Origin of the sequence: Streptomyces uncialis (genome assembly GCF_001905345.1) — a bacterium.
GTDB classification, from domain to species: domain Bacteria; phylum Actinomycetota; class Actinomycetes; order Streptomycetales; family Streptomycetaceae; genus Streptomyces; species Streptomyces uncialis.
On record NZ_LFBV01000003.1, the window covers coordinates 126,172 to 138,437 of the forward strand.

Consider the following 12,266-nt stretch of genomic DNA (forward strand, 5'->3'; position numbering starts at 1 on the left):
CCCCGCCGGTACGGGGTGCGGGTGCGGCCGGTGCGACTGTGACCGCCGGTGCGACTGGTGCGGGCGCGTGAGGCGGCCCCGACCGCGTCACCCGCCCCGCGGAAACTCGGCTGCCGAGGGTGGCCGGTCCGGCTAGCCTGGCTTCGTGGATGATCGCGAGGTGTTCGTCGGCGGCGTGAACCGGGTCGTCCGGGAAGGCGGTCTGGTCCGGCGCCCCGCCGGAGCCTGGAGCGTCACCGTCCAGCGGCTGCTCGGGCATCTGCGCGAAGCGGGGTTCACCGGCGCGCCGCGCCCGTACGGGCTCAGCGGCGACGGTGCCGAGGAACTCGTCGAGTACCTGCCCGGCGAGGTGGGGCACGACTTCGCCGCACCCGAAGTGCGGAGCGACGCTTCGCTGGTGGCCGCCGGGCGCCTGCTGCGTGATCTCCATGACGCCACCGTCGGATTCGCCCGGACACGGGACGATGTCTGGCAACTGCCCCCGCGTGAACCGGCGGAGGTGATCTGCCACGGCGACGCGGCGACGTACAACACCGTCTTCCGGGACCGGCTCCCCTTCGCGTTCATCGACTTCGACACGGCCCATCCGGGCCCCCGGCTGTGGGACGCCGCCTACACCGCCTACCGCTTCGTCCCGCTGTACGCCCCGGACGAGGTGGAGCACACCGTCCCGATTCCGGAGGCACGGCGCCGACTCGCCCTGTTCGCCGACTCCTACGGTCTGTCCCCGGAGGAGCGGGCCCGGTTGCCGGTCACGGCGGCCGAGCGGTTGAGGACGCTCGTGGTGTGGATGCGGGGGCTCGCCGCGGCGGGTCACCCGGCGTTCAGCGCGCATGTGGCGGAGGGACACGACCGCCGGTATCTGACGGACGCCCGGTGGATCGAGGACAACTTCGCCGCGCGTGCCTCCGAAGCCCGGGACAGGCAGTCGTAGGCGCTGCTCCACGGACGCAGGTCGGTCCTCGCTTCGCCGGTCCCCGGGTCACAGGTATGCCTCGGGTACGGGGCGCTACAGGCGCGCCCGTGCATGTTTTCCGCGCCCTTCAAGGGATACCGGGAAGAATTGGCAAGGCGTGAACCGTGTCATGGAGCCATCGGAGCCGTGTCGGCTCCCAGTACGACGGGGCCTCTCGGCGGGGGATCCGAGACGTGCGTGGCACGGGGAGGGTGCGTCCAGCACCGGTCGGGCGGGCGAAGAGCGCCCAGGCAGTCAGATGCCGGTGGTGAGGGTGGCCAGGGTCATCGCGGTCAGATCGGCTTCCAGGCTGTCGGCTCCGGGCATGGCGGTGGCGCGGAAGGCACGCGTGGCCACCATCGACAGCAGCCACCAAGCGGCGGCGTCGGCGTTGATCCCGGCGCGGATGCCGCCTGCCGCCTGGCCTTGGCGCAGCAGGTCGGCCAGTTCCGCGGCGAAGGCGCGCAAGTACTCACCGGCCGCCTCGCCGACGCCGGGGTCGGATGTCAGGGTCGAGGCGTCGGCGAACAGGAAGCCGATGGCCCCGGGGCGGTGGAAGCGTTCGACGTGGGCCGGTTCCAGGAACCGCCCGAGCACCTGAGGCACGCTCTCGCCGCCGAGGGCCGCTTCGCGCAGGGTGCGGCAGACGGACATCACGGCGCGTTCCAGCACGGCCGCGTACAGGGCCGGCTTGGTCCCGAAGTTGTTGAAGATCACGGGTTCGCTCACCCCGGCGCGGGCCGCGATCAAGGATGTCCTACCCCGTAGGTAGCCCGTCTCGCTGAAGACCTCCGTCGCGGCGCGCAGGATCGATTCGCGCCGTTCGGGAGCGGTCAGACGCCTTCCGCGCGGCTTTGCCGATCGAGCGGGCGGCTGGGAGGAGTTCACGCCGTTCAGGATATAGCAGCCCGCCCACAACTTAGTCGTGACTAAGATACGACTGTTCTTAGTCGCCACTAAGTAAGGAGTGGGGATGGATCTGCGACATCTCCTGCACGGTCATCACGACCCTGCGGCACCGAACGCGATCGGACGGGCCCGCGCATACGAGGCCCTCTCCGCAGTGGTGTTCGCCGGCCGACGACAGCGGCTGTACGGACGGCTGGTGGAACTGAGCGGGGCCCGGCCCGGTGAGCGGGCGCTCGACATCGGCTGCGGCACCGGCTATCTCGCCGGTCTGCTGGCCCGATCGGTGACCCCGGGCGGGACGGTGACCGGTATCGATCCGGCACCGGCGATGATCGACTACGCCCGGCGTCACGCCCGGCGGGACCACTGCACCTTTGCCCAGGGGGTGGCCGAGGAACTTCCCTGCGAGGACGGCACATTCGACCTGGTGATCTCCAGCCTGGCGTTCCACCACATCCCCGAGGACCGCCGCGAGCGGGCACTCGCGGAGATGTTCCGCGTGCTGCGGCCCGGCGGGAGACTGTTGCTCGCCGACTACCGCCCGCCCCGGGGCCGGGCGGCCCGGCGACTGGTCGGCGTGACGGTCGGCCCCGTCATGCGGGACAACCGCGTCGACCTCCTGACGCCCCTGGTCCGCGGCGCGGGATTCGACGTGTCCGCGTCGGGGGACCTGCGCCCCTTCCTGCACTGGGTGCGGGCGGCCAGGCCGACGGGGGCAGCGGGCCTGTGAGCCGCGGCCCGTCCCGGGGGGCCGTACGTCATGCGGCCCTCGCGCTGATCCTCATCGGCGTCGCCTGGCACTTCTGGCGGGGAAGTCCGGCGGGGCTCGTCCTGGCCGCCACCGTGCTCGCGGCGCATGGCGTCGCCGCGGCACTCGGGTACTGGTGGCTGCGCCGCCGCCTCCGGTGAACCCCCGTCCGGTCCCTCCCGCCCGCGTGGGCCGCACGGGCACTCCCGGCAGCCTCCCTTCCGGGGAAGGCGCCGGGCGCGGAGCGCGGGCGGCGCCCGGTGGGTCCGGTCAGTCCGAGCGGCCCCGGCGTCCCGGCCTGGTACCGGTGCGGGGCTGTGCGGTGAACAGACCTCGTGCTCTGAGGCCTTCCAACTCGTCCGCGTTGTCCTGTCGGTAGAGCGGGCCTCCCCCGAGGTCGGCCTCGGTCGCGCTGACCCGGCTGTGGGCCGGCTCGTCGTCGGCAGGAGGGTGGGTCGGGGGCTCCTGGGGGCCGTTCCCGAGGGGGCGGCGGCGGGATGTCATGGAGCGGATCGTACGGCCCCGGGCGGCGGGGCGTCCCGGTTCCCGGTCCGCCGTGGCCGCGCGGGCTCCGGCTCCGGCGGCGTGTCCGGGGTGTCGGCGGTGTCGGCGGCCGTGCAAAGGATGCCGGCGGCCATGTCCAGGGTGTCGGCGGTCATGGCCGTTGAACGGGTCTTGGCCAGGGCGCGGTTCAGATGGCGTCGGGCGGTCTCCTCGTCACCGCGGAGGCGCGCGGCGAGCCCCAGTCCGGTCTCGGCGCGGATCTCGCCCCGGCGGTGGGCCCGTTCGGCCGAGACGGACAGCGCGCGCTCGTAGAGTTCCGTCGCCCGCCGGGACCGGCCGGTGGCGAGGGCGGTCCGGCCGAGGCAGGTGAGTGCCTCGACGACCTCCGTCCACAGCCCGAGTTCCTCGGCGGCCAGCAGACCTTCCTGGTGCAGCCGTTCGGTCCGCGTGTGGTCGCCGTCGCGTTCGGCCACGAGGGCCAGTGCCCGGGTGGCCCGGAGCTGCCCCCAGCGGTCACCGACCTCATGGAACAGGGCGGCGCCCAGTTCCGCGTGGGATGCGCCCTGGGCCGGGTCATGACCGGCGAGCTCGACCAGGGCCGCGGCCTCCGCCCAGTGGTCCCGGGCGGACCGCGCGCCGGCCAGGCTCGCCTCCACCAGTCGCCGTCCCTCGCGGTGGTGGCCGTGGCCGGTCAGACCGGTGCCGACGAACCACCGCAACCGGGCCCGGAGCACCGGATCGCCGAGACCGGCCGCCGGGTCCCCACCGACCGGTTCCGGTGCCGCGTCGGTGGGTGAGGTGCGCAGTTCCATTCCGGTCAGCCAGGCCCGCGCCGCCAGTCGTGCGTCCGGGACGGTCCCGCCCCGGACGGCCAGCGCGGCCCGCAGCGATCTGCGGGCCTCGATCAGGCGACCGCGCAGGAACCAGTACCACGTCAGGGCGTTCACCAGCCGCAGCGCGTGTCCGGCGTCGTCGCCCGCGACCGCGAGGTCGAGGGCGCGGCGCAGATTGACGGTCTCCGCGTCGAGGCGCTCCAAGCCGCGCCGCTGGTCGGGGCCGCGCAGCAGGGCGCTCTGCTGTTCGGCCAGTTCGGTGTGGCACCGCACGAACCGCGTGCGCAGGGTCGCCGTCTCGTCCGCGTCCGCGAGCCGTTCCGCGCAGTAGGCGGCAACCGATTCGAGCAGCCGGAACCGGCCCGCCTCCCGGACCACCAGCGAACGGTCGACCAGCCGGGACAGCAGTTCGGGCACCCGGTCGGTGGGCAGGTCCCGGTCGGCGCACACGGCCTCGGCGGTCGGCAGTGTGCAGCCGTCGGCGTGCACGGAGAGCCGACGCAGCACGGTCCGCTCGTCCTCGGTCAGCAGTTGCCAGCTCCAGTCGAGCATGGCCCGAAGCGTCCGCTGCCTCGCCGGCAGCCCGCGGGCGTGGACCTCGGGCCGGGTGAACCTGCTGTCCAGACGGGTGGCGAGCTCGTCCGGGCTGAGCGTGCGCAGCCGGGGGGCCACGAGTTCCAGGGCGAGCGGAATGCCGTCCAGCCGACGGCAGATCGCGGAGACCGCCGCCGCGTTGTCCGCGTCGAGGACGAAGCCGGGCACCGCTGCCGCCGCCCGCTCCACGAACAGCTCGACGGCGCCCGCCCGGGCGACCGCTCCCGGACCGGTGTGCTCCGGCAGCGCCAGCGGTGGCACCGTGTGCACCCTCTCGCCGGGGATACCGAGGGCTTCCTGGCTGGTGACCAGCAGATGCCCCTCCGGCACCGCCGTCAGCACGGCTCCGGCGAGCGCGGCGACCGGTTCGATCAGATGCTCGCAGTTGTCCAGCAGGATCAGCAGGCGCTTCTCGGCGACCGCCCGGCACAGCCAGCCCACCAGGTCGTCGAGGTCCGGTTCCGACGCCGCGGTGTCGCACAGTCCCAGCGTCGTGATGACGCGTTCGGCGATGTCGTCCGGGGTCGACGTGGCGTCCAGAGCGGCCAGTTCGACCAGCCACACCCCGTCGGGGAACCGGTCGGTCATGTCGCGTGCCGCGGCTGTCGCCAGTCGGGTCTTGCCGACCCCGCCGAGACCGGTGAGGGTGACCAGCCGGGTACGGGAGTCCGGGCTCAGCCACGCTCGCACCTGGCCGACCGCCTTCCGTCGGCCGATCAACGAGGTCAGCGGCGCGGGGAGGTTGGTACGGCAGGACAGTGATTCGACGGTCGGCGGGGCCAGATGCGGCTCCTGGCGCAGGACCGCCTCGTGCAGCGCGGTGACCGCGGGCCCGGGCGACACCCCGAGCTCCTCGGCCAGCCGACGGCGCAGCTCCTGGAAGCTCCACAGCGCGTCGCCCTGCCGCCCGGCCCGGTACAGCGCGCGCATCTGGGCCATGCGCAGTCGTTCGCGCAGCGGATGCCGCGCCACCAGTTCGCCCAGCTCGGGGGCCAGCGCCAGGTGTTCGCCCAGGGTCAGCCGTACCTCGGCCTGGTCCTCCAGGACGGTAAGGCGCAGCTCTTCCAGTCTGTCGATCTCACCGCGGGCGGACAGGGGCTCGGCGACATCGGCGTACGCGGGGCCCCGCCACAACGCGAGCGCGTCGGCGAACAGGTCTCCGCGCACCGCCGGTTCCTCGTGGGCGCGGGCGCGTTCGGCCAGTTCCTGGAAGCGCAGCGCGTCGACCACGTCGTCCGCCAGCAGCAGCCGGTAGCCCGCGGGTTCGCGGACGACCTGCTCACGGCCCAGCACACGGCGCAGTTGGGAGACCTTGGTCTGAAGGGTGTTGACCGATCCGCCGGGCGGGCTGCCCGCCCACAGGTCCTCGATGAGACGGTCCGCGGGTACCGGGCCGCCGCCGTGGATCAGCAGATTCGCCAGCAGGGCGCGCACTTTCGCCTCGGGGACCTTGACCGGCAGTCCCTCGGCGTCCCAGACGGCCAGCGGGCCGAGTACCCCGTAGCGCATGGACGCAGTGTATCGCCGCCGGACCGTCAGGATTTCGTGCGCGCCCGTCGCCACAGTGACCTCGCATGTTCTCGAACTCGACACGCATGGGAGTGCAATGAGCTCATCGACCGTGAACAGGGCCGGTCCCTGGGAATGGGGAGGGTTGGCCGTCCTCTCGCTGCCGACCGTGCTGCTCGGCCTGGACGTCACCGTGCTGTACCTCGCCCTTCCCTCCCTGGCGGAGGATCTGCGTCCGAGCGGCACCGAGGCGCTGTGGATCATGGACGCCTACGGCTTCCTGATCGCCGGTTTCCTGATCACCATGGGCACGCTGGGTGACCGGGTGGGCCGCCGGAAGCTGCTGATGATCGGGGTCGCCGCCTTCGGGGCCGTCTCGGCGGTGGCAGCCTTCTCCGACAGCACCGAACTGCTCATCGCCTCGCGCGCGGCACTGGGTATCGCCGGTGCCACGCTGATGCCGTCCACCTTGGCCCTGATCAGCAATATGTTCGCCGATCCGCGCCAGCGGTCGGTGGCGATCGGTGTCTGGGCGACGAGCTTCGCGCTCGGCATGGCGCTGGGGCCGGTGGTGGGTGGTGCGGTGCTGGCCCATTTCTGGTGGGGTTCGGCGTTCCTGGTCGCGGTCCCGGTCGCGATCGTGACTCTGGTGGCCGCACCGCTGCTGATCCCCGAGTACCGCGCGCCGCGCGGCGGCCGGTTCGACCTGCTGAGCGTCGTCCTGTCGCTGATCGCGATCCTGCCGGTGGTCTACGCGGTGAAGCGGGTCGCCAAGGACGGGCTCGGGACCGCCACGATCGGCGCCGCGGTGATCGGCCTGGTGTTCGCGGTGCTGTTCGTACGGCGGCAGGGCAAGCTGGCGAGCCCGTTGCTGGATGTGCGGCTGTTCACCGACCGTACGTTCAGCGCCGCGTTGAGCGTCCTGCTCGTCGGACTCGTCGGTGTCGGCGGTTCGATGCTGCTGATCACCCAGCAGCTCCAACTCGTGGAGGGACTGCCGCCCGTCGAGGCGGGTCTGTGGATGGGGCCGCCCGCGCTGATGATGTTCGTGGCGGCGATCGGGGCGCCGCTGGTCGCGCGCCGGGTGCCGCCGGGGATCGTGGTGGCCGTCACCCTGGCGCTCTCCACGTTCGGGTATGTGCTGCTCACCCAGGTGGACGCCGCGGGTGGTGTCGCCCTGATGGTGATCGGCTTCGGGCTGGTCTACCTCGGGCTCGGGGCGATCGCGGCCCTGGGCACGGACCTGGTGGTCGGAGCGGCACCGCCGGAGAAGGCCGGTTCGGCGTCGGCGATGTCGGAGACCGTGCAGGAACTGGGCCTCGCCCTAGGCGTGGCGATCCTCGGCAGTCTGGCCACCGCCGTCTACCGCGACCGCGCCGACGACGACATCCCCGCCGGTACGCCGCCCGAGGTGGCCGAAGCGGCGGGCGACAGCCTCGCCGGGGCGTCCTCGGTCGCCGACCGGATGCCCGACGGCTGGCTCGACCAGGCCAGGGAAGCGGCCACGTCCGGGCTGCACATGGCGATGCTGGTCGCCGCGGTCGGCAGCCTGGTGCTCTCGCTGCTGTCCGCCGTGGCGCTGCGGCATATCGGGGTCATCGGCGGCGGTGAGCCGCAGGCCGACGAAGCCGCCCTGGACGGGGCTGCCGCTACGGAGGGGGCTGCCCGGTCGGAGGTCTGAACGCGTGCTCCGGCCGCCGCGGGACACCGCGACCTTCGACCTGGGCCGATCTTCCGGCGGAACCGATCACGTCCGGGACCGATCACGTGCGGAGCCGATCGACGTCCGGCGGATGCCGCTTCATGACGCGAGCCGCAGCTTCCCGCCCTGCCATGTCCTGGGACAGCCTTGGCGGACCACCGTGCCGCGGCCCGGCCCCACGCGACCCGGCCCCAGCGGCGACGAAGCCGTTGGGGCGGGCGTCCGCGACGGCGTTCTCCTCGTCGGCGGGGAACGACCGCTCACCCCGTGAGGCGACCGGGCCGCCGGGCCTCGCGTGGCTCACGGCGGCCCGGGGTCACCGGGCCCGGGATCCGGTCAGAGTCCGAACTCGTGCGGGGACACACCGAGCGCCACGCACGCCTCGCGCAGGATCTGCTCCTCGGCCGGGGCGATGTAGCCGTCGGCCCCGGCGACGACGAAGCCGGTCTGGATGACCGCCTTGGCCTCCACCGGCTTCTTCGCCGCCTTGGCGATCTCCTGCATGGCCTCGGTCCGGCCCTGCTGGAAGTTGAACATCAGCTGGTCGACGTGCTTGTTGAACCGCTGCCGCAGTTGCTCCGGCGGGAAGTTCTGCAAGACGTCGTTCTGGAGGATCAGCGACTCGACATGCTGCCGCTCGGCCGGGTCGACCGACCCGTCGGCCGCCGCGACCAAGGCGCACATGGCCATGCTGGCGTCCCGGTAGGAGCCGCTCTTGAGCTCGGTCTTGAGGGAGGTGAGCTGGGTCTTGAGCAGGCCCACGAGCTGAGCCTTCGAGCCTCCGCCCGATCCTGACCCCGACCCCGACGCCGGCCGTCCGTGGCCGCCGGAGCTCCGTGCCCCCTGTGACTGCTGAAGACCCTTGGCCTGGTCCTTGATCCGGTCCCACATCGCCATCCGTGCCACCTCGGCTACCCGTTTGCTCGTCCGCGTGTGTTCCGCGCGTCGTTGTGACAACGCGTTCCCGCCCGGCGAAGTTCCATGTCCGGCGGGTCGGTACGACCACTTCGGTCATGTTCTCCGGTCAGTGCGGGACCGAGGACAGCCGCCGGTAGGCCGGGGCCGCGAGCAGGTGGGCGGCGGCCACCCTGCGAGGCGGGGGTGGCCCGACCGCGGCACGTCGGCCGTTACGCGTCCGGTCGCCAGTCGAACGGGAAGTGCTTGCTGGACCCGCCCCGGTACTCACGGGAGAAGTCGAAGCCCTCGGCGTGGTCCGCGCTCACCACACCCCAAGTCGCGACCTGGCCGGGCCCGACCTCCGACCCCGGGGCGTTGATCAGCTGTACCCGGCGCGTGGGGTCCGCGGTGGGGCCGGTCAGCGCCTTGGCTCCCACGTCCACCTTGTCGGAGACGGTGGCGCCCCAGTGCGCGAGGTCCGCCGCGGCGTCGAACCGGATCGGGGCGTACTCCACGCCGCGTACCTCACTGATCAGGGATCCGAACTTGCCCGGCCATCCCCCGGCGTTGCCGCGGAAGATCTGCTCCAGGGCGTCCCGCTGCGCGGCTGTCCCCTTCGCGTCTATGTAGAACATCGCCGCCATCGTGGCGTCGGGGTCGTCCACCCACATGTTCCCGGCGAACTCGCCGACGGCCACGACACCCAGGCCGTCCAGGCGCAGATCCCCGAAGTGCCCTTCGTGGATCTGCCAGACGAGTGTGAACAGGCAGGCGCCGTCCGTCGGAGCCTGCGCGAAGGTGCACGGACAGGGCATCGAGCAGCTGCATACATCGAACCACTCGCCCTTGAGGTGCCAGTTCGTCCCGGTCATCACCGCTCCCGTCCCAAATACCCCGGCGGGGTATCTGTCTGACGGGAGGTTAGCTCGCCCCACCCGGCGCGGTCAAATACCCATGGGGGGTATCTGAACGGTGTGCGCCGCGGCTCGCGCCCTTCCCCGACGGGCAGACCGCGGCCGGGACATCGCCCGTCGTGAGGTGGCCGCACCCGTTCAGCCGTTCCTGCACGCGCGTGAGGCCTTGGTGCTGCCCCCCGCCCGCTCGATCTCGGCGAGGGTGACCCGTGTTCCGAGGCGGCTCAGGATCTCGTCCACGGTTCGTCCGTCCGCCTCGAAGAGGCCCCGGGGGGTCTCTCCCAGGGTTTGCCGGACCTGTCGTGACCGCCGCCACCGGCGGGCTCCGCCCGGGTCCGCGCACCGCGTGCCGCGGGAGTCCCGCGCCTCGCCGGACGGGTGCGCGGCCGACGGGCCGGGGGCCTCTCCCGGCGGGACGCCAGCGGGGAGGGCTCGGTGGAACTCACCGGGCGCCGCTCCTCAGGAACCGACCTTGGCGGTCAGGCCGTAGACCAGCTCCTTGCCGTCGACGAGCAGCGCCTCGACGGTACGGGTCCGCGGGTCGATGTCGGCCTCGATCCCGTTCCCGGCATAGCGGGGGTAGCCCGAGGCGCCCGTCTCGCCGGTCGCCTCGACGACCGCCGATCGCACGGCCGAGTCCTCCACGGTGGCGCCGCCCTTGCCTTCGACGTGCTCGGGGACCAACAGGACGGTGAAGCGCTGCGGATCGGTAGTAGTCATGTTCAGGTATCCAAGCGCCTGCGCCGCCGTCGGTGGGACAGGCGCGCGGCGGACCTCGCGGACCGGGACGGGCCGGGGCGGGAACGGGAGACCACCGGAGCAGGCGTCAGGGGGCGGACGGGCGGGTGAGCAGGCCGCGTTCCAGGGCGGTCACCACCGCGTGCGTACGATCGTTGACGTCGAGCTTGGCGAAGACCCGCAGGAGGTGGGTCTTGACGGTGGCCTCCGCGATGACCAGCCGTCTGCCGATCTCCGCGTTGGAAAGCCCGTCCGCGACACCGCCCAGTACCTCGGCCTCCCGTGACGTCAGCGCGATCCGGGCCGGCTGCCGCATCCTGGCGACCAGCCGTTCGGCCACCCGGGGGGCCAGCACGGTCTCGCCCCGGGCCGCGGCGCGGATCGCGTCGGTCAGCTGCTCCTGGGTCGTGTCCTTGAGCAGATAGCCGATGGCCCCGGCCTCGACGGCGCGCTCGATCTCGGCGTCGGTGTCGTACGTGGTGAGGATCAGTACCCGGGTCGGCGCGGGCCCCGCCACGATGCGGGCGGTGGCGTCGACCCCGTCCATCACGGGCATCCTGAGGTCCAGCAGCGCCACATCGGGGGCGAGCTGTTCGGCGAGCTCGACGGCCTGGCGGCCGTTGTCCGCCTCCCCGATGATCTCGATACCGGGATCGGCGGCGAGCAGCGCGGCGACGCCCGCACGCATCACCGTGTGGTCGTCGGCGAGGATGATGCGCAGAACCCGCTCCGCCGGACTGTCCGTCGGCATGTCACATCTGCCCTTTCGAGGGGAGTACGGCGAGGACGAGTGTCCCGTCGCCGACCGAACTGGTGACGGTGAGCTCGCCGCCGAGTTCGGCCAGTCGCTTGCGCATACCGTCGAGGCCGAACCCCCGGGATTCCTCCACGACGAACCCGCCGCCGTCATCGGTGACTTCGAGCTCGATGCCGTACGGGTGCTGGGCGAGGACGACCGCCACCGTGGAGGCGCCCGCGTGCTTGCGGACATTGGCGAGCGACTCCTGGAGACAGCGCAGCAGGGCGATCCGGGTCGGCTGGTCGCAGCTGACCTCGCCGAGTTCCGCGTTCAGGGTGATACCGGTGTCCTCGGCGAACCGGTCGAGCGTCCGGCGCAGGGTGAGGGACACCGGGCCGGGGGTGAGGCCGCTGTGCGGGCCCGCGCCCACGAGAGCCCTGGCCTCGGCGAAGTTCTCGCGTGCCGTGTTCTCGATCGACCGCAGTTGCTGGGCGGTCCGTCCGGGATCGGCGGCCAGGGCGGTCCGGGCGGCCTCGGCCAGGACGATGATGGAGGCGAAGCCCTGGGCCAGGGTGTCGTGGATCTCCCGGGCGAGACGCTCGCGTTCCTCGGTGGCGCCCTGCCGTCGCAGCGACTCGGCCTCGATGTCGGCCAGCCGCCGCCGCGCGCCGGCGAGTTCGTCGGCCAGCCGGCGGGCGCGGGCCTCGCTCTCCGCCGTCATCCGCCGGACGGCGAGACCGAGCAGCACGCTTCCCGCGTAGGCGAGCGGTACCGCGACGACGTTGCCCGTGGTCAGCTCGGTCCACCAGCCGTCGGGTCCGGCCCGCAGCAGGTCCCCCGCGACGACGACGATCGCGGCCAGGGCGCTGAAGCCGATCGCGGCGGCGGGACCCGCGGCGTAGATCCAGAAGTGCGGCTGGGAGAACACGTACAGCGCGGCCCCGCCGCCCATCAGGTACGACACCCCGCCCATGCCCAGGGCGAGGACGTACAGGTGGCCGTGCGGACCGAGGTAGGGCTGGTCGGGGAAGAGGGCGGCGAGCGCGTAGCTGAGGCTGAACGCGCCCAGCAGGACGAGTACGCCCGTCCTCGTCGCCGTGGGGTCGTCAGCGGTCGCGATGGCCGGCGGCAGCAGTCCGAGGAGGACCCACAGGACCGCGTTCCAGCGGTGGAGCACGGGTGTTCCCGACACGGCGCCGGTCCGCGGTCCTTCGTCCATGCCGC

The 12,266-nt window shown here is 72.6% G+C and carries 12 protein-coding genes; 4 read left to right on the forward strand and 8 right to left on the reverse strand.

The window, feature by feature from the left end; all coding sequences use genetic code 11:
* Positions 1 to 145 precede the first annotated feature (145 nt).
* Complete coding sequence (locus AB852_RS14715; RefSeq protein ID WP_073788143.1) at positions 146 to 934, forward strand: phosphotransferase; 789 nt, start codon at positions 146 to 148, stop codon at positions 932 to 934.
* A gap of 276 nt (positions 935 to 1,210) precedes the next feature.
* Here AB852_RS14715 and AB852_RS14720 read toward each other — a convergent pair whose 3' ends face one another.
* Positions 1,211 to 1,912 (reverse strand): TetR family transcriptional regulator, encoded by a 702-nt coding sequence (locus AB852_RS14720; protein ID WP_073788144.1) that lies wholly within the window; start codon positions 1,910 to 1,912, stop codon positions 1,211 to 1,213.
* 16 nt (positions 1,913 to 1,928) lie between these two features.
* Between AB852_RS14720 and AB852_RS14725 the strand changes: the two genes are divergently transcribed.
* Both AB852_RS14725 and AB852_RS14730 read left to right on the forward strand, forming a co-directional pair.
* Complete coding sequence (locus AB852_RS14725) at positions 1,929 to 2,594, forward strand: class I SAM-dependent methyltransferase (protein ID WP_073788145.1); 666 nt, start codon at positions 1,929 to 1,931, stop codon at positions 2,592 to 2,594.
* A complete protein-coding gene (locus AB852_RS14730; RefSeq protein ID WP_073788146.1) occupies positions 2,591 to 2,773 on the forward strand; it encodes a hypothetical protein in 183 nt (60 codons plus the stop codon). Before AB852_RS14725 ends, AB852_RS14730 begins: the two co-directional genes overlap by 4 nt.
* Before the next feature lie 109 nt (positions 2,774 to 2,882).
* Here AB852_RS14730 and AB852_RS39205 read toward each other — a convergent pair whose 3' ends face one another.
* Both AB852_RS39205 and AB852_RS14735 read right to left on the reverse strand, forming a co-directional pair.
* Positions 2,883 to 3,116 (reverse strand): hypothetical protein, encoded by a 234-nt coding sequence (locus tag AB852_RS39205; protein ID WP_143201232.1) that lies wholly within the window; start codon positions 3,114 to 3,116, stop codon positions 2,883 to 2,885.
* Positions 3,113 to 6,052, reverse strand: a complete 2,940-nt coding sequence (locus AB852_RS14735) for an AfsR/SARP family transcriptional regulator (RefSeq protein WP_079184617.1) — start codon at positions 6,050 to 6,052, stop codon at positions 3,113 to 3,115. Before AB852_RS14735 ends, AB852_RS39205 begins: the two co-directional genes overlap by 4 nt.
* Positions 6,053 to 6,149: 97 nt before the next feature.
* Here AB852_RS14735 and AB852_RS14740 point away from each other — a divergent pair, with 97 nt between their 5' ends.
* Complete coding sequence (locus tag AB852_RS14740; protein ID WP_073788147.1) at positions 6,150 to 7,733, forward strand: MFS transporter; 1,584 nt, start codon at positions 6,150 to 6,152, stop codon at positions 7,731 to 7,733.
* A gap of 357 nt (positions 7,734 to 8,090) precedes the next feature.
* Here AB852_RS14740 and AB852_RS14745 read toward each other — a convergent pair whose 3' ends face one another.
* The 5 genes from AB852_RS14745 to AB852_RS14765 form a co-directional block, all read right to left on the reverse strand.
* Positions 8,091 to 8,651, reverse strand: coding sequence for a tellurite resistance TerB family protein (locus AB852_RS14745; protein ID WP_073788148.1), 561 nt, complete (start codon positions 8,649 to 8,651; stop codon positions 8,091 to 8,093).
* Positions 8,652 to 8,881: 230 nt separating this feature from the next.
* Positions 8,882 to 9,523 (reverse strand): DUF1326 domain-containing protein, encoded by a 642-nt coding sequence (locus tag AB852_RS14750; protein WP_073788149.1) that lies wholly within the window; start codon positions 9,521 to 9,523, stop codon positions 8,882 to 8,884.
* A gap of 501 nt (positions 9,524 to 10,024) precedes the next feature.
* Positions 10,025 to 10,285, reverse strand: a complete 261-nt coding sequence (locus AB852_RS14755) for a hypothetical protein (RefSeq protein ID WP_073788150.1) — start codon at positions 10,283 to 10,285, stop codon at positions 10,025 to 10,027.
* A gap of 106 nt (positions 10,286 to 10,391) precedes the next feature.
* Positions 10,392 to 11,054 carry a response regulator gene (locus AB852_RS14760; RefSeq protein WP_073788151.1) on the reverse strand — a complete coding sequence of 221 codons (663 nt, stop codon included), beginning with the start codon at positions 11,052 to 11,054 and terminating at the stop codon, positions 10,392 to 10,394.
* A 1-nt stretch (position 11,055) separates the two neighbouring features.
* Positions 11,056 to 12,261 (reverse strand): sensor histidine kinase, encoded by a 1,206-nt coding sequence (locus AB852_RS14765; RefSeq protein ID WP_073788152.1) that lies wholly within the window; start codon positions 12,259 to 12,261, stop codon positions 11,056 to 11,058.
* Between the last annotated feature and the right edge of the window lie 5 nt (positions 12,262 to 12,266).